This window comes from Variovorax soli NBRC 106424 (assembly GCF_001591385.1).
GTDB classification, from domain to species: domain Bacteria; phylum Pseudomonadota; class Gammaproteobacteria; order Burkholderiales; family Burkholderiaceae_C; genus Variovorax; species Variovorax soli.
This window is the reverse complement of sequence record NZ_BCUU01000018.1, coordinates 48500-65519: the sequence shown is the minus strand read 5'-3', so window position 1 is coordinate 65519 and position 17020 is coordinate 48500. Positions and strand designations below refer to the sequence as shown.

16 protein-coding genes are annotated in these 17020 nt (G+C 68.9%); 1 reads left to right on the top strand and 15 read right to left on the bottom strand.

What is annotated here, in order from left to right; all coding sequences use genetic code 11:
* From VSO01S_RS08145 to VSO01S_RS08095, 11 genes are all read right to left on the bottom strand, one after another.
* On the bottom strand, positions 1-587 hold a 587-nt coding region (locus tag VSO01S_RS08145), incomplete at its 3' end, for an HAD-IA family hydrolase (protein ID WP_068641306.1).
* A gap of 18 nt (positions 588-605) precedes the next feature.
* Positions 606-1802, bottom strand: a complete 1197-nt coding sequence (locus VSO01S_RS08140; RefSeq protein ID WP_068641305.1) for a phosphoglycerate kinase — start codon at positions 1800-1802, stop codon at positions 606-608.
* Positions 1799-2809 carry a type I glyceraldehyde-3-phosphate dehydrogenase gene (gene gap / locus VSO01S_RS08135; RefSeq protein ID WP_068641304.1) on the bottom strand — a complete coding sequence of 337 codons (1011 nt, stop codon included), beginning with the start codon at positions 2807-2809 and terminating at the stop codon, positions 1799-1801. The genes VSO01S_RS08140 and gap overlap by 4 nt, the downstream gene beginning before the upstream one ends.
* Positions 2806-3525 carry a phosphoglycolate phosphatase gene (gph, locus tag VSO01S_RS08130; RefSeq protein WP_068641303.1) on the bottom strand — a complete coding sequence of 240 codons (720 nt, stop codon included), beginning with the start codon at positions 3523-3525 and terminating at the stop codon, positions 2806-2808. Before gph ends, gap begins: the two co-directional genes overlap by 4 nt.
* Positions 3522-5579: a transketolase gene (gene tkt, locus VSO01S_RS08125; RefSeq protein WP_068641302.1), complete on the bottom strand. Its 2058-nt coding sequence runs from the start codon at positions 5577-5579 to the stop codon at positions 3522-3524. The genes gph and tkt overlap by 4 nt, the downstream gene beginning before the upstream one ends.
* 19 nt (positions 5580-5598) lie before the next feature.
* Positions 5599-6483: a phosphoribulokinase gene (locus tag VSO01S_RS08120; RefSeq protein ID WP_068641301.1), complete on the bottom strand. Its 885-nt coding sequence runs from the start codon at positions 6481-6483 to the stop codon at positions 5599-5601.
* A 29-nt stretch (positions 6484-6512) separates the two neighbouring features.
* Positions 6513-7604 (bottom strand): class 1 fructose-bisphosphatase, encoded by a 1092-nt coding sequence (locus VSO01S_RS08115; RefSeq protein ID WP_068641300.1) that lies wholly within the window; start codon positions 7602-7604, stop codon positions 6513-6515.
* A 21-nt stretch (positions 7605-7625) separates the two neighbouring features.
* Positions 7626-8576, bottom strand: a complete 951-nt coding sequence (cbbX, locus tag VSO01S_RS08110; RefSeq protein ID WP_068641299.1) for a CbbX protein — start codon at positions 8574-8576, stop codon at positions 7626-7628.
* Complete coding sequence (gene rpe / locus VSO01S_RS08105; RefSeq protein ID WP_068641298.1) at positions 8573-9274, bottom strand: ribulose-phosphate 3-epimerase; 702 nt, start codon at positions 9272-9274, stop codon at positions 8573-8575. The genes cbbX and rpe overlap by 4 nt, the downstream gene beginning before the upstream one ends.
* Before the next feature lie 18 nt (positions 9275-9292).
* The gene (locus VSO01S_RS08100; protein WP_068641297.1) at positions 9293-9727 is read right to left on the bottom strand and encodes a ribulose bisphosphate carboxylase small subunit; all 435 of its coding nucleotides are present in this window, start codon (positions 9725-9727) and stop codon (positions 9293-9295) included.
* A gap of 24 nt (positions 9728-9751) precedes the next feature.
* Positions 9752-11245, bottom strand: a complete 1494-nt coding sequence (locus VSO01S_RS08095; protein WP_068641296.1) for a ribulose-bisphosphate carboxylase large subunit — start codon at positions 11243-11245, stop codon at positions 9752-9754.
* 96 nt (positions 11246-11341) lie between these two features.
* Between VSO01S_RS08095 and VSO01S_RS08090 the strand changes: the two genes are divergently transcribed.
* A complete protein-coding gene (locus VSO01S_RS08090) occupies positions 11342-12283 on the top strand; it encodes a LysR family transcriptional regulator (protein WP_068641295.1) in 942 nt (313 codons plus the stop codon).
* A gap of 8 nt (positions 12284-12291) precedes the next feature.
* Here the strand turns inward: VSO01S_RS08090 and VSO01S_RS08085 are convergent, their stop codons facing one another.
* From VSO01S_RS08085 to VSO01S_RS08070, 4 genes are all read right to left on the bottom strand, one after another.
* Positions 12292-14571: an FdhF/YdeP family oxidoreductase gene (locus VSO01S_RS08085; RefSeq protein ID WP_068641294.1), complete on the bottom strand. Its 2280-nt coding sequence runs from the start codon at positions 14569-14571 to the stop codon at positions 12292-12294.
* Between the two features lie 123 nt (positions 14572-14694).
* The gene (locus tag VSO01S_RS08080) at positions 14695-15279 is read right to left on the bottom strand and encodes a nitroreductase family protein (protein ID WP_084241748.1); all 585 of its coding nucleotides are present in this window, start codon (positions 15277-15279) and stop codon (positions 14695-14697) included.
* Complete coding sequence (locus VSO01S_RS08075; protein WP_068641292.1) at positions 15276-16715, bottom strand: aminotransferase-like domain-containing protein; 1440 nt, start codon at positions 16713-16715, stop codon at positions 15276-15278. Before VSO01S_RS08075 ends, VSO01S_RS08080 begins: the two co-directional genes overlap by 4 nt.
* A complete protein-coding gene (locus VSO01S_RS08070; RefSeq protein WP_068641291.1) occupies positions 16712-16966 on the bottom strand; it encodes a helix-turn-helix domain-containing protein in 255 nt (84 codons plus the stop codon). Before VSO01S_RS08070 ends, VSO01S_RS08075 begins: the two co-directional genes overlap by 4 nt.
* Positions 16967-17020 lie beyond the last annotated feature (54 nt).

Here is a 17020-nt window from a genome sequence, read left to right as displayed (position 1 = left end):
GGCACGCCGGCCGCCTGGGCCGCGCTGGCGCCGGGGCCCGAATCCTCCAGCGCCAGCGCCTGCCGCGGCTGCAGCCGCAGCGCGCGCAGCGCGAGCAGGTAGACCTCGGGGTCGGGCTTCTTGGCGCGCACGTCTTCGCCGCACAGCACGGCGTCGAACATGTCCGCCCAGGCCGGACCCAGCTGGCGGGCCAGCAGCGTTTCCACGTTGGCGCGGCTGGTGGTCGTGACGATGGCCTGGCGCACGCCCTGCGCGCGCGCTTCGTGAATGAGCGGCGCCACGCCGCCGCGCAGCGCGATGCCGCCTTCGTACACCAGCCGCGCGTAGCAGTGGTTCTTGGTGTCGTGCAGCTTGCGCGCCAGCGCCTGGCGTTCGGCCGGCGTCGGGGGGGCGTCGCGCTCCTCGGCCATGGCAGCCAGGAGCCGTTCGCGGCCGCCGGTCACGCGCAGCAGCCGGCCGTAGCGCTCGTGGTCCCAATGCCAGCGCAGGCCCAGCGCCTCGAACGCCTGGTTGAACGCGACGCGGTGGCCGTCGCGCTCCGTCTCGGCCAGGGTGCCGTCCACGTCCCAGAGCAGTGCGGCAAGCATGTGATGCTCCAGTGGGTGCTAGCCGTTCGCGCGGCGCTCGAGGATCTCGAAGGCCGGCAGCTGCTTGCCTTCCAGCACCTCCAGGAAGGCGCCGCCGCCGGTGGAGATGTAGCCCACGTCCTTCTCGATGCCGTACTTGGCAATGGCCGCCAGCGTGTCGCCGCCGCCGGCAATGGAGAAGGCGCTGCTCTGCGCAATGGCTCGGGCGATGGTCTCGGTGCCGTGGGCAAAGGCCTCGAACTCGAACACGCCCACCGGGCCGTTCCAGACGATGGTGCCGGCCTGGCGCAGCTGCGCGGCCAGCAGCTCGGCCGTCTGCGGGCCGATGTCCAGGATCAGGTCGTCCTCGGCCACGTCGGCCGCCGCCTTGACGGTGGCCAGCGCATCGGCGGCAAAGGTCTTGGCGCACACCACGTCCACCGGAATGGGCACGGCCGCGCCGCGCGCGCGCATGGCCTCGATCACCGACTTGGCCTGGTCCACCAGGTCCGGCTCGGCCAGCGACTTGCCGATGGGCAGGCCCGCGGCCAGCATGAAGGTGTTGGCGATGCCCCCGCCCACGATGAGCTGGTCCACCTTGGCGGCCAGGCTGTTGAGGATGGTCAGCTTGGTGCTGACCTTGGAGCCGGCCACGATGGCCACCAGCGGGCGCTTCGGGTCGCGCAGGGCGCGGGAGATGGCGTCGATCTCGGCGGCCAGCAAGGGGCCTGCGCAGGCGATCTTCGCGTACTGCGCGATGCCGTAGGTGGAGGCCTCGGCGCGGTGGGCGGTGCCGAAGGCGTCGTGCACGAAGATGTCGCACAGAGCCGCCATCTTCTGCGCCAGCGCCGGGTCGTTCTTCTTCTCGCCCTTGTTCAGGCGGCAGTTTTCCAGCAGCACCACCTGGCCGGGGGCCACCTGCACGCCGTTCTCGACCCAGTTGGAGACCAGCGGCACCTCGCGGCCCAGCAGCTCGCCCAGGCGGGCAGCCACCGGGGCCAGCGAATCTTCCAGCTTGAATTCGCCCTCGGTGGGGCGGCCCAGATGGGAGGTGACCATCACGGCGCCGCCGGCATCGAGCGCCTGGCGGATGCAGGGCACCGAGGCGCGGATGCGGGTGTCTTCGGTGATGCGGCCGGCATCGTCCTGCGGGACGTTGAGGTCGGCACGGATGAACACGCGCTGGTCGGCAGCCTTGCCTTGAGCGCACAAATCGGTGAAGCGCAGGACGTTCATCGCGCAGCGCCTCCCACCACCCGGGCCATTTCCAGGCACTTGTTCGAGTAGCCCCACTCGTTGTCGTACCAGCTCACCAGCTTGACGAAGGTGCCGTCCAGTGCGATGCCGGCCTCGGCGTCGAAGATCGAGGTGCGCGGGTCACCGCGGAAATCGGTGGCCACCACCTTGTCTTCCGTGTAGCCCAGCACGCCCTTGAGCGCGCCTTCGGACTGCGCCTTCATCTCGGCGCAGATGTCCTTGTAGGTCGCTTCCTTGTTCAATTCCACCGTCAGGTCCACCACCGACACGTCGGAGGTGGGCACGCGGAAGGACATGCCGGTGAGCTTCTTGTTCAGCTCAGGGATGACCACGCCCACCGCCTTGGCCGCGCCGGTGCTGGAGGGGATGATGTTCTCCAGGATGCCGCGGCCGCCGCGCCAGTCCTTGTTGCTGGGGCCGTCCACGGTCTTTTGCGTGGCGGTGGCGGCGTGCACGGTGGTCATCAGGCCGCGCTTGATGCCCCACTTGTCGTTCAGCACCTTGGCCAGCGGTGCCAGGCAGTTGGTCGTGCACGAGGCGTTGGAGACGATGGCTTCGCCGGCGTACTTCTTGTCGTTCACGCCGTAGACGAACATGGGGGTGTCGTCCTTACTGGGGGCCGACATGATCACCTTCTTGGCGCCGGCGGCCAGGTGCTTCTCGCAGGTTTCCTTGGCGAGGAACAGGCCCGTGGATTCGAGCACCACATCGGCGCCCACTTCGTTCCACTTGAGATTGGCCGGGTCGCGCTCGGCCGTCAGGCGGATGGGCTTGCCGTTGACGATGAGGGTGTTGCCCTCGACGCTGACTTCGCCCTTGAAGCGGCCGTGCACCGAGTCGTACTGGAGCATGTAGGCCAGGTAGTCGGGCTCGAGCAGGTCGTTGATGCCGACGATCTCGATCTCGTTCTTGAAGTTCTGCACGGCGGCGCGCAGCACGTTGCGGCCGATGCGGCCGAAGCCATTGATACCGATGCGAATGCTCATGGCAGGCAGGGGGATGGTTGTGGATGAAGGGAGGAAGGCGATGTGCCCAGCGCCGCATGGGCGACCGACATCAGGTCGGGCCAGAGTGCGTCGGGGCATGCCTCTGCAATCGGGCGGCCGGCGTTGTAGCCATGGGGCAGCGCCCACACGCGCACGCCGGCGTTGCGACCCGACTCGACATCGATGGCGGAGTCGCCCACGTGCAGCAGGTCCGCGCACGGCACGCCCATGGCGTCGGCCACCACGCGCAGCACGCGGGCATGCGGCTTCTGCCAGGGCAGGGAATCGCCGCCCACGACCATCTCGAAGTGCCGGTGCAGGCCGTGCCGCTGCAGCAGGCGCTGCGCGTGCCGGAACTCCTTGTTGGTGACGCAGGCCAGGCGCACGCCGCGCGCCCTGAGCAGTTCCAGGGCCTCGTGCGCGCCGGGGTAGGGCGCGCTGACCTCGCCGGTGGTGTCCGCATAGTGCACATCGAAGCGCTCCAGCACGCGGGCCTCGTCCAGCGCGCGGGCCGCCTCGGACTCGTCGCGGGCCTGCGCCAGCACGGCGGACATCAGCGCATGCGAGCCGCGTCCGATCAGCAGCTGGATCTGCTGCAGCGGCCGGCGCTGCAGGCCGAATTCGGCCAGCGTGCGGTTGGCGGCCTCGGCGATCTCGGCGGCCGTGTCCACCAGCGTGCCGTCGAGGTCGAAGCTGATCGCCTGCGGCTTTTTCACGATGCCTCCGCCAGCGCGGGCGCCTCTTGCTCCCGCAGTTGTGCCAGCACCAGCTCGGCCAGCGCCTGGGCGCTGAACCCGAAGTGCGCGAACAGGGCGGCGGCCGGTGCCGATTCCCCGAAGCGGTCGACACCCAGGGCGGCCACGCAGCCGTAGGCCGACCAGAAGCGCGACACCCCGGCCTCGACGCCGACACGCGGCAGGCCCGGCGGCAGCACGGCATCGCGCCACGACGCCGGCTGGCGGTCGAACACCGTGCTGCTGGGCATGGACACCAGCCGCACCGGCACGCCGCAGGCGTCGAGCAGCGCCTGTGCATCGCGGGCCATGGCCACCTCGGAGCCGCTGGCGATGAGCACCGCACGCGCCTCGTCGCGGTCGGCCAGCACGTAGGCGCCGCGGGCCAGCATGGCCAGCTGCGCGGCGCTGCGCGGCTGCGCGGGCAGGGCCTGGCGCGACAGCAGCAAGGCGCTGGGGCGCTCGCCCGCCTGCACCGCAGCGGCCCAGGCCGCGGCGGTCTCCGTTCCATCGCAGGGGCGCCACACGTCCAGCCCCGGAATGAGCCGCAGGCTGGCCGCATGCTCCACCGGCTGGTGCGTGGGGCCGTCTTCGCCGAGGCCGATGGAATCGTGCGTGAACACATGGATGACGCGCAGATGCATCAGCGCCGCCATGCGGATGGCGTTGCGGCTGTAGTCGCTGAAGGTGAGGAAGGTGCCGCCGTAGGGGATGAAGCCGCCATGCAGGGCCACGCCGTTCATCAGCGCGGCCATGCCGAACTCGCGCACGCCGTGGTTCACATGGCGCCCGCCCGCCTGCCCACGCCGCACGGCGCCGCCGTCCGCAAAGTCGGTGAGGTTGCTGCCGGTCAGGTCGGCGCTGCCGCCCAGCAGCTCGGGCAACTGCGGGGCGAGCGCGGCGAGCACCTGCTGCGAGGCCTGGCGCGTGGCCAGCGTCTTGGCCTCGCCCGAAAAGCGCTCCACCAGCCCGGCCAGCGATGCGCGGCTGCCTTCGGGCAGCTCGCCCAGTTGGCGCCGCTCGAATTCCTCGGCCAGTTCCGGGAAGGCATTGCGGTAGGCCTCGAAGCGGCGGCGCCATTCGAACTCGGCGCGCGCACCGCGTTCGCGGGCATTCCACGCAGCCGCCACCTCGTCCGGCACCGTGAAGGCAGGGTAGGGCCAGCCGATGCGGGCGCGGGTGGCGGCGATCTCGTCGTCGCCCAGCGGCTCGCCGTGCGCGCGGGCCGTGCCTTCGCGCCCCGGCGAGCCAGCGCCGATGGTCGTGCGGCACAGGATGATCGACGGGCGCTGCGTGTCGGCCCGCGCGGCGGCAATGGCGGCATCCAGGGCGGCCACGTCATGCCCGTCGACCGGGCCGAGCACCTGCCAGCCATAGGCGGTGAAGCGGCCGGCCGTGTCGTCGGTGAACCAGCCGCGCACGTCGCCGTCGATGCTGATGCCGTTGTCGTCGTACAGCACGATGAGCTTGCCCAGGCCCTGCGCGCCGGCGAAGGAGCAGGCCTCGTGGCTGATGCCTTCCATCAAACAGCCGTCGCCCAGGAACACGTAGGTGTGGTGGTCCACCACGACGTGGCCTTCGCGGTTGAAGTGGTCGCCCAGCAGTTTCTCGGCCAGCGCCATGCCCACCGCGTTGGCCAGGCCCTGGCCGAGCGGGCCGGTGGTGGTCTCCACGCCGGGCGTGAGGCCCACCTCGGGATGCCCCGGCGTGCGGCTGTGCAGCTGGCGGAAGCGCCTGAGCTCGTCGATGGGCAGGTCGTAGCCGGTGAGGTGCAGCAGCGCGTACAGCAGCATCGACGCATGGCCGTTGCTCAGCACGAAGCGGTCGCGGTCGGCCCAGCGCGGGTTGGCCGGGTTGTGCCGCAGGTGCCGGTGCCAGAGGGCGACGGCCATCTCGGCCATGCCCATCGGCGCGCCGGGGTGGCCGCTCTTGGCGGCCTGCACGGCATCCATCGCCAGGGCGCGCAGCGCGTTGGCCAGGGGTTCGTCGAAGCGCGGCGTGCCGCGCAGCACGCGGTCGGTGGAGGTGGAAGACATGACTTGCCTGCCTTTCGCCTCAGAGCGCGCCCAGGGCCTTGCGGCGCCGTTCCATCATTCGCCAGATGAAGGGCGTGAAGATCAGCTGCATGGCCAGCTCCATCTTCCCGCCGGGCACCACGATGGTGTTGGCGCGGCTCATCCACGAGTTGTTGATCATGTTCAGCAGGTACTGGAAGTCGATGCCCTTGGGGTTGGCGAAGCGGATCACGCACAGGCTCTCGTCAGCCGTGGGGATGTCGCGCGAGATGAAGGGGTTGCTGGTGTCCACCACCGGCACGCGCTGGAAGTTGACATGCGTGTGGGCGAACTGCGGCACGATGTAGTTCACGTAGTCGGGCATGCGCCGCAGGATGGTGTCGGTCACCGCCTCGGTGCTGTAGCCGCGCACGTGCTTGTCGCGGTACAGCTTCTGGATCCACTCCAGGTTGATGACGGGCACCACGCCGATCAGCAGGTCGGGGTACTTGGCGACATTCACCTCGGGCGTGACCACGGCGCCGTGCAGGCCTTCGTAGAACAGCAGGTCGGTGTCCGGCGGCAGCGATTCCCAAGGCGTGAAGGTGCCGGGCTCCTGGCCGTAGGGCGCCGCCTCGACCGGGTCGTGCAGGTACTTGCGGCGCGTGCCGGTGCCGGTTTCGCTGTAGCTGCGAAACAGGTCCTCGATCTCGGGAAAGAGGTTGTTGTCGCTGCCGAAGTGGCTGAAGTGCTTGTTGCCCTTCTTCTCGGCCTGGGCCTGGCGCTTCTTCATCTCCTGGCGGTCGAAGCGGTGGAAGCTGTCGCCCTCGATGACGGCGGCGGCCACCTTCTCGCGGCGGAAGATGTTCTCGAAGGTGCGCGTCACCGAGGTGGTGCCCGCGCCGGACGACCCGGTGATGGCGATGATGGGATGCTTCTCGGACATGGCGTGGCCTCTTGCTTTCAATCAGTCAGTCAATCTCGAAACAGGCTGCGGGGGGCGAACAGCGGGGCCGGCGTTTCGCTGGCCACGGGTTCGCGGTGGTAGCGCTCGATGCGCTCGACTTCGTTGCGCGAGCCGAACACCAGGCCGATGCGCTGGTGCAGTTCATGGGGCTGCACGCCCAGCATGGGCTGGCGCCCGGTGCTGGCGCGCCCGCCGGCCTGCTCCATGAGAAAGCCCACCGGGTTGGCCTCGTACAGCAGGCGCAGGCGCCCCGGCCGGCTCGGGTCCTTGGAGTCGCGCGGGTAGAGGAAGACGCCGCCGCGCATCAGGATGCGGTGCGCCTCGGCCACCATGCTGGCGATCCAGCGCATGTTGAAGTCCTTGCCGCGCGGGCCGGGCTTGCCGGCCAGGCACTCGTCCACGTAGCGCTTGATCGGCGGCTCCCAGAAGCGCGCGTTGGAGCTGTTGATGGCGAACTCCTGCGTGTCGGCGGGAATCTGCACGTTCGACTGCGTCAGCACGAATTCGCCCAGGTCCGGGTCCAGCGTGAACACGGCCACGCCGTCGCCCACCGTCAGCACGAACTGCGCGGCCGGTCCGTAGATGGCATAGCCGGCGGCCACCTGCGCGGCGCCGGGCTGCAGGAAGTCGGCTTCGACCACGTCGCGGCCGCTTTCGAGCACGTCGGCCGGTGCGCGCAGGATCGAGAAGATGCTGCCCACGGCCACGTTGACGTCGATGTTCGACGAGCCATCCAGCGGGTCGAACACCAGCAGGTACTTGCCGCGCGGGTAGGTGGCGGGAATCTGCGAGGGCGTTTCCATCTCCTCGGAGGCCATGCCGCCGAGGTGGCCGCTCCACTCGTTCATGCGCACGAAGATCTCGTTGGACAGCACGTCCAGGGGCTTTTGCACTTCGCCTTGCACGTTGATGCTTCCGCCGGCGGGCAAGGCGTTGCCAAGAGCGCTGCCCAGGGCCCCGCGCGAGACGATGCGGGCCAGCGCCTTGCAGGCGAGCGAGACGTCGAGCAGCAGCGCATTGAGTTCGCCGCTGGCGCCCGGGTAGCGGCGGCGCTGCTCGATCAGGTAGCGGGTCAGGGTCCAGCGACCGGTCAGTGGCATGGTGTTCTCCGTGCAGTTCTCTCAATTCGCGAACACTCGGCTGGCCCGGATGTCCTCGGGCAGCAGCGTGGTCAGGTCGCCCTGCGTCAGCGCGCGCTCGCGGTCGGCGAACAGGCGGCTGGCCTGGCGCAGGCGGGCGCGGTCCAGCGCGTTGCGCACGCTGCGTGCGTTGGCAAAGTGCGGCTGCGCGATGCGGCGGGTGAGGTACTCGCCGAAGACCTCGCGCGCACCATCCGCAAAGCGGTAGCTCATGCCGTCCAGCATCCGGTCGGCGATCTGCTGCAGCTCGCCGTGGCTGTAGTCCGGAAAGTCCAGGTGGTGCGCGATGCGGCTGCTCATGCCCGGGTTGGAGCGGAAGAAGGTGTCCATGCGGTCCTTGTAGCCAGCCAGGATCACCACCAGGTCGTCGCGCTGGTTCTCCATCACCTGCAGCAGGATCTCGATGGCCTCCTGCCCGTAGTCGCGCTCGTTCTCGGGCTTGTAGAGGTAGTAGGCCTCGTCGATGAAGAGCACGCCGCCCATCGCCTTCTTCAGCACCTCCTTGGTCTTGGGCGCCGTGTGGCCGATGTACTGGCCCACCAGGTCGTCGCGGGTGACGGCCACCAGGTGGCCTTTGCGCACGTAGCCCAGCCGGTGCAGGATCTGCGCCATGCGCATGGCCACGGTGGTCTTGCCGGTGCCGGGGTTTCCGGTGAAGCTCATGTGCAGCGAGGGGGCGTGGGCCTGCAGGCCCAGCGCCAGGCGCAGGCGGTCGATCACCAGCAGCGCGGCGATGTCGCGGATGCGCTGCTTGACCGGTGCCAGCCCGACCAGGTCGCGGTCGAGCTCGTCGAACACGGTCTCGATCTGGCTGTTGCGCAGCACGTCGCCGACGCTGCGTGGGATGGCGGCCGTATCCGTGGCGGGCGCTCCCGGTTCGGTGGGCGCGGCCTCGCCCGCGGCGGCGGGAACGGCGTAGAGCGGTGGGTTCATGCCGCTCTCCTGGTGTCGTCCATGCCGGCGGCCAGCTCGCGCCGCATGGCGTCGATGACGGCGCGGTAGTCCGGTTTGCCGAAGATCGCGCTGCCGGCCACGAGGGTGTCGGCGCCGGCGTCGGCGGCGCGGCGGATGTTGTCCACCTTGATGCCGCCGTCCACCTCCAGGCGGATGTCGCGGCCGGTGGCCTCGATGAGCCGCCGGGCACGCTCGATCTTGCGCAGCGCCGCGTCGATGAAGGCCTGGCCGCCGAAGCCCGGGTTCACGCTCATCACCAGCACCAGGTCGACCTTGTCGATGACCCACTCCAGCAGGTCCAGCGGCGTGGCGGGGTTGAACACCAGGCCGGCCCGGCAGCCCAGGCTGCGGATCAGCGCCAGCGTGCGGTCCACATGGGCCGAGGCCTCGGGGTGGAAGCTGATCAGATCCGCGCCCGCCTCGGCGAAAGCCTGGGCCAGCGCGTCGACCGGCGCCACCATGAGGTGCACGTCCAGCGGCACCGGGGCGCCGTCCTCGCGCCGGCAGTGCGGCTTGATGGCCTGCGCCACCGCCGGGCCGATGGTGAGGTTGGGCACGTAGTGGTTGTCCATCACGTCGAAATGGATCCAGTCCGCGCCGGCGGCGATCACCTTGCGCACCTCCTCGCCCAGGCGTGCAAAGTCAGCCGACAGGATCGAGGGTGCGATGCGAAACATGATGCTGCCCCTGCCGGTTCAATAGCGTTGCGCTTCCGGCTTGTCGGTGGAGTAGCTGTGCACCGTGTAGCGGATCGTGCGGCCCTCGACCTCCTGGCGCACCAGGCCGAAACCGGGCTCGTCCTTCGGGCGGTTGACCAGGAAGCTCATCGCGATCGATTCGACGCCACGCGTGGAGTCGAAGGCCATCAGCCGGATGTAGTGGCCGGGGAAGGTCTTGCGGCACGCCTTGACTTCCTGCACGACGCCGGCGGCGTCCTTCAGGTCGAACATCGGCATGCCGAACATTTCCCAGTAGGTGTTGCGCGGATGCGGGTCGTCGGTGTATTCGACGCTCCAGGCGTAGCCCTTGCCCAGGCCGTACTCGACCTGCGCCGCGATCTCGGCATCGGTGAGATCGGGCAGGAAGCTGAACTGGCCCTGGGTGACGCGGCCGGTGGGGTTGGTCATCATGATGAAAGCTCCTTGGGTAGTGGGTCAGGCGACGCCCGGGGTCACGGCGTAGTCGCTGGTGTCGGTGGACGTGTAGTTGAAGCTGACCTCGCCCCAGGTATCGAGCGCCTGCTTGAGCGGGGTACAGAACTGGGCGGCCTTGCGCAGGATCTCGGGGCCTTCGTTCCTGATGTCCTTGCCCTCGTTGCGGGCCTTGACCATGGCCTCCAGCGCCACCCGGTTGGCCACGGCGCCGGCCTGGATGCCGCCCGGGTGGCCGATGGTTCCGCCGCCGAACTGCAGGATCACGTCGTCGCCGAACAGGTCGATCAGCTGGTGCATCTGCCCGGCATGGATGCCGCCGGAGGCCACCGGCATCACCTTCTTCATGTCGCACCAGTCCATGTCGAAGAAAAGGCCCCGCGGCAGGTCGGTCTTCGTGTAGGCGTCGCGGCACACGTTGTAGTAGCCCTGCACGGTGAGCGGGTCGCCTTCGAGCTTGCCCACGGCGGTGCCGGTGTGCATGTGGTCCACGCCTGCAAGGCGCAGCCACTTGGCGATGACGCGGAAGCTCACGCCGTGGTTCTTCTGCCGCGTGTAGGTGCCGTGGCCGGCGCGGTGCAGGTGCAGCACCATGTCGTTGCGCCGGCACCATTCGCCCAGGCTCTGGATGCAGGGCCAGCCGACGATCAGGTCGATCATGATCACGACGCTGCCCAGGTTCCTGGCGAACTCGGCGCGCTCGTAGATGCCTTCCATGGTGCCGGCGGTGACGTTGAGGTAGCTGCCCTTGACCTCGCCGGTGGCGGCGGCCGCCTTGTTCACGCCGTCCATCACGTACAGGAAGCGGTCGCGCCAGTGCATGAAGGGCTGCGAGTTGATGTTCTCGTCGTCCTTCATGAAGTCCAGGCCGCCCTTGAGGCCCTCGTAGATCACGCGGCCGTAGTTGCGCCCCGACAGGCCCAGCTTGGGCTTGGTGGTGGCGCCCAGCAGCGGCCGGCCGAACTTGTCCAGGCGCTCGCGCTCGACCACGAGGCCGGTGGGCGGGCCTTTGAAGGTCTTCACGTAGGCCACCGGGATGCGCATGTCTTCCAGCCGCGCGGCCTTCAGCGGCTTGAAGGAGAAGACGTTGCCGATCAGGCTCGCCGTCATGTTGGCGATGGAGCCTTCCTCGAACAGGATGATGTCGTAGGCCACCCAGGCGAAGTACTCGCCGGGCCGGCCCGGCACCGGCTCGACCCGGTAGCACTTGGCGCGGTAGTTCTCGCAGGCCGTGAGGCGGTCGGTCCACACCACGGTCCAGGTGGCGGTGCTCGATTCGCCGGCCACGGCGGCGCCGGCCTCGACCGGGTCCACGCCGTCCTGCGGCGTGATGCGGAACAGGCAGATCGTGTCGGTTTCCGAGGGCTGGTAGTCGGGCTGCCAGTACCCCATCTGGCGGTACTTGAGCACGCCGGCGCTGTAGCGCTGCTTCTGGTCGGTGATCTGCGTGGCGTCGGCGCGAAGGCCAGGGGTGACGGTGTCCAAGAGGGCGTTCATGCGGTTTCTCCAGTGGCTGTGGAGGGAATGTTCGGTGGCCTGACTGATAAACACCAGTTAGACTTTCTTGGCTTTCAGTTCAGCTTTTCCTTAACAATGAACCTGAGCTTCCGACAGCTGCGCGTCTTCCTGGAAGTGGCCCACCAGGGCAGCGTGAGCCGCGCCGCCGAGGTGCTGCACCTGACGCCGCCGGCGGTGTCCATGCAGATCAAGGAGGTGGAGAACCAGGTCGGCCTGCCGCTGTTCGACCGCGTCGGGCGCACGCTGTCCCTGTCCACGGCCGGCGAGTACTTCGTGGTGCATGCCAAGCGCATGCTGGGCGCGCTGCGCGATGCCGAGAACGCCATGAGCCGCTTCAAGCGCCTGGAGCACGGCCTGCTCACGGTGGGCATGGTGAGCACCGCCAAGTACTTCGTGCCGCGCCTGCTGGCGCTGTTTCGCAAGGAGCATCCGGGCGTCGACGTGCGCCTGGTCGTCAGCTCCAACCGCAAGGCCCTGGTGGAGCTGCTGCAGTCAAGCGAATGCGACCTGGCCGTGATGGGCCGGCCGCCGCGCGAGCTGGCGGTGCGCTCGGAAGCCTTCGCCGCGCACCCGCTGGTCTTTGCCTGTCCGCCCGATCATCCGCTGCTGGCCATGGGGCAGATTCCGGTAGGCGCATTGGCCTCGGTGCCGTTCATCGTGCGCGAGCAGGGCTCGGGCACGCGCGACGCCATGGAGCGCTTCTTCGCCGAGCACCGCTTCGAGCCCAGCATCACGATGGAGATGGGCAGCAACGAGACCATCAAGCAGGCGGTGATGGCGGGCATGGGCGTGAGCTTTTTGTCGCTGCACACCCTGTGGCTCGAGTTGGGCGGCGGGCTGATCAAGCTGCTGGACGTGGAAGGCACGCCGGTGATGCGCACCTGGCAGGTGGTGCACCTGCAGAGCAAGGTGCTGTCACCCGCGGCGGAGGCGTTTCGCTACTTCCTGATCGAGCATGCCGAGTCGGTGCTGCATGCGCAGGACGAGCCGCTGCTGAAGCCGCCGGCTTCCGCCTGATCGACGTTTCAGGCCGCGGGCGACCGCCTCACCCGCACCGGCACCGACTTGTACGACGGCGTGCCGCTTTCCTCGTCGATGTAGTCCAGCGGCACCAGCACGTTCGCCTCGGGGTAGTAGGCGGCCACCGAGCCGGGCGCGATGTCGTAGGCGATGGCGGTGATGTTCGGCAGGCGCAGGTGGCGGCCGGGCAGGGCGGTCTCGATGTCCACCAGGTCGCCATGCTCGAGCCCGCAGGCGGCCAGGTCGGCCTCGCTCATGAACAGCACGTCGCGGCGGCCGAACACGCCGCGGTAGCGGTCGTCCAGCGCGTAGATGGTGGTGTTGTACTGGTCGTGGCTGCGGATGGTCACCAGGCGCAGCACGTCGCCCGCATGCACGTCCACGTCCACATCTTCCTTCACGCCGCCGCCGGCCGAGAACATGGCCTTGCCGGAGCGGGTTTCCCACTGGCGCTCGGTCGGCGGCAGCGGAAGCCGAAAGCCCCCAGGTATGCGGATGCGGGCGTTGTAGTTCTCGAAGCCGGGCACGGTCCGTTCGATCAGGTCGCGGATCCTGTCGTAGTCGGCCACCAGGTCCATCCACGGGACCTGGCTGCCCGGCAGCGTGGCGCGTGCCATGCCGGCGACGATGGCCGGCTCCGAGCGAAGGTGCTCCGACGCCGGCGCGAGCTTGCCGGCCGATGCGTGGACCATGGACATCGAATCCTCCACCGTGATCGACTGCCGGCCGCCGGCCTGCATGTCCAGCTCGGTGCGGCCGAGGCAAGGGAGCACGTAGGTTTCGCGCCCGACGAGCAGGTGGGAGCGGTTGAGCTTGGTGGCGACATGCACGCTCAGGTCCAGCGTCGCCATGGCCGCGAAGCATTGCTCGGGGTCGGGCAGGGCGACGGCGAAGTTGCCGCCCAGGCACAGCAGCGCCTTGGCCGTGCCGTCGATCATGGCCTGCATCGCCTTCACGGCATCGTGCCCGTGCGATGGCGGCGGCTTGAAGCCGAAGGCGTCCTCGATCTGCTGCAGGAAGGCGGCCGAGGGCTTCTCGGTGATGCCGACCGTGCGGTTGCCCTGCACATTGGAATGGCCGCGCAGGGGGCAGATGCCCGCACCCGGCTTGCCGAAGTTGCCGCGCATGAGCAGCAGGTCGGCGATCAGGCGCACGGTGGCCGTGCCGCGGTTGTGCTGGGTGACGCCCATGCCATAGGTGACGATGGTGGCGTTGGATCGGGCGTAGGCGAGGGCGACCGGCTCGAGCGCCTCGCGCGGCAGGCCGCTGGCCTTTTCGATCTCGGGCCAGCCCGTCGCCTCCAGGTCGGCCACGAGCGCGTCGAAGCCCTGCGTGTGCGCCGCGATGAACGCGTGGTCGAGCACCTGACCCTGCTGCGCCTCCAGCGCGAGCAGCGCCTTCATGATGCCCTTGAGCGCGGCGGCGTCTCCGCCGGCGCGGACCTGGTAGTAGGTCGAGGCGATGCGGGTCGAGCCGTAGGTGGCCATCTCCAACAGGTTCTGCGGATCGGCGAAGCGCTCGAGCGCGCGTTCGCGCAGCGGGTTGAACACGATGATCGGCACGCCGCGCCGCGATGCCTCGTGCAGCATGCCCATCATGCGCGGATGGTTGGTGCCGGGGTTGTGGCCGATCGAGAGAATCAGCTCGCATTTCTCGAAGTCGTCGAGCGAGACGGTGCCCTTGCCGATGCCGATGGACTGCGGCAGCCCGACGCTGGTGGCCTCGTGGCACATGTTCGAGCAATCGGGGAAGTTGTTGGTGCCGTACTCGCGCGCGAACAGCTGGTAGAGGTAGGCCGCCTCGTTGGACGCGCGGCCCGAGGTATAGAACTCCACCTGGTCCGGCTGCAGCCCGCGCAGGATCTCGCCGATGCGTGCGAAGGCGTCTTCCCACGAGACGGCGCGGAAGGTGTCGGTGGCGCGGTCGTAAGCCAGCGGATGCGTGAGCCGGCCCAGGTCCTCGAGCTCGAAATCGGATTTGCGCAGCAGCGACGCGACGGTGTTCTGCGCGAGGAATTCGGGGCGCACCCGCTTGCTGGTGGCTTCCCACGTCACGGCCTTGGCGCCGTTCTCGCAGAACTGGAAGGTCGAGCGATGCTCCTTGTCGGGCCATGCGCAGCCAGGGCAGTCGAAGCCGTCGGGCTGGTTGGTGCGCATGAGGGTGATGGGCGCCTTGAACTTCTCCATCTGCAGGTGGATGGCCTGCGCAGTGGCGCGAAGGGCGCCCCATCCTCCGGCGGGTCCGTCGTATTTCCGGATGCCGGGTACGTCGCGTCGAGCGGTCATTCTTCAACTCCGTGATGTGTCCCCGGAGTACTTCCCGGGCTTGATCAAAAGTATCGGAACGGCCTGCGCGGGCCAAGACACAGTTGGTCGCCGATGCCGGCGCGGACTGCGCTCTTTTTTCTTCTACGGTGTCCAGGTCGACAGGACGCGCTCGACATCGACCGGAACCACGGGCGGCGGCGGCGAGGCCATGGTGCCGATGCTCACGAAGCCGGCCAGCGTTTCCTCAGGCGCAATGCCCAGGGACCGGCGAAGGATCTCGTCCTTGCAGCGGTCGCCGCTGAGCACGATGGCGCCGAATCCCATCGCGTGCGCCGCCAGCAGCAGGTTGCCCAGCGCGGCGCCGGCGCTGAGCCACTGCTCGTGTTCGGGCACCTTGCCGTCCGGCACGGGCCGCACAACGAATGCCAGCATGGCCGGTGTCTGGGTGGCATGGGCCCGGGCGCGCTCGATGTCCTGCGCACCCGCATCGGGTGTCCTGCGCCGCTTCTCGTCCTCGAACAGCTGCGCCAGTTCAGCCCGCCGGCTGTCGTCGAACTCGATGAGGCGCCACGGCAGCTTGCGGCCGTGGTCGGGTGCGCGCAGCGCGGCCTGCACCATCTGCCGCAACTGGGCGGCGCTGGGGCCGGGCCACGCCTGGCGCCGTGGAGAGATGGAGCGGCGCGACAGCATGGTCGCCAGCAGCGCATCGTCTTTTGTCATCGTCATGGTGCGTTCCTTCCGGACATGGCCGCCGCCATGCGGCCCAGCTCGATCACGCCCGCCTCGATCTCGGGCGACCACGCGTAGCTGAAATTCAGGCGCATGAAGTGCCCGTAGGCGTTCGAGGTCGAGAACATGCGCCCCGGGCCGATGGTCAGCCCGCGCTCGAGCGCCTCGCGGTAGAGCGCCATGGTGTCCACCTGCGGCGCCAGTTCCACCCACAGCACGTAGCCGCCCTGGGGACGCGACAGGCGGGTGTGCTCCGGAAAGAAGCGCCTGACCATCGAGCGCATGATGTCGGCCTGCTGGGCCAGCGTCTGCCGCACCCGGCGCAGGTGGTGCTCGAAGCCGTCGTTCTTCAGGTATTCGGCCACGCCCAGCTGGGGCAGCGTGGGCGTGCTGAGCGTGTTGAGGAACTTCAGGCGCTCCACTTCCTGCCGATAGCGGCCGGGCAGCGCCCAGCCGATCCGCACGCCGGCCGTCAGGCTCTTGGAAAAGGAATTGCAGTGCAGCACCAGGCCTTGCGTGTCGAAGGACTTGAGGGTGCTGGGCGGCGCCTCGCCGTAGTAGAGCTCGTTGTAGACGCCGTTCTCGATCAGCGGCAGCCCATGCCGGGTGCACAGCGCCACCAGCTCTCGCTTCTTCTCGTCGCTCATCATGAAGCCCAGCGGATTCTGGAAGTTGGGCATCACCATGCAGGCGGCGACGGACTGCCGCTCGATGGCGCGGGCGAGGGCGCCCAGGTCGATGCCCTCGTGCGGGTCGGTGGCGATCTCCACGGCGCGCATGCCCATGCGTTCGATGGCGTGCAGCATCGCGTAGTAGGTGGGCGATTCGACCGCGATGATCTCGCCGGGCCTGGCCACCGCCTGCAGGCACAGGTTGATGGCCTCGGTGGCACCGGCGGTGACGATGACCTCGCCCGGGTCCGCGGCCAGCCCCGATTCCAGGTGGCGCCGCGCGATCTGGCGGATGAGTTCCGGATTGCCGGGCGGCAGGTCGTCCAGCACCGATCGCTCGTCGCGCAGGCGCTTGGCAATGCCGCCGATCTGCTGATGCACGCGCAGCCAGGGAAACAGCGACGGGTCGGGGTAGGGCGAGCCCAGGGGCACCGCACGCCGGGAACGGATCGACTTCAGCGTCGACAGCACCAGTTGGCTCACGTCCACATCGGTCGAGGTGCCGGGCGGCGTCGAGGGCAAGAGGGGTTCGGATGCAGGCTCTGCCTGACGGGCCCGCACGAAGTAGCCCGACTGCGGCCGGCTGTCGACCAGGCCCTGGCTTTCCAGCTGCAGGTAGGCCCGCGTCACGGTCGTGACGCTCAGCTGGCGGGTGCGGCAGGTTTGCCTGATCGAGGGCAGCCGCTCGCCCGCGCGCAGCACGCCATCCTTGATGGCGCGCTCGAGTTCATGAAACAGCTTTTCGTAGAGCTTGAGTTTCAATCCACGGCCCCCTGCGACCGGCGCACGAATTCCAGGCCGGACTTGGTCAGTTCGGCGCCGATATTCTGATCGCGCAACCTGCGCAGTTGCACCAGTTGCGCGTCGATGAGCGCCGAGACGGTTCGCATGACGGTGCCCGGCGGAAGGCCCAGCTGCTGGCTCAGGGCCGCGAGCGACGCGCTGGCCTTGTCTTCATGCAGCTGGCGCAGCGCGGCGAGTACGGGGGCGGCGGCCGGGTCCAGGCGCCGCATCACTTCGGCGCCCCGGCCTGTGGCGCAGGTCGATCAGTGGGTCGTGGGTGGCTG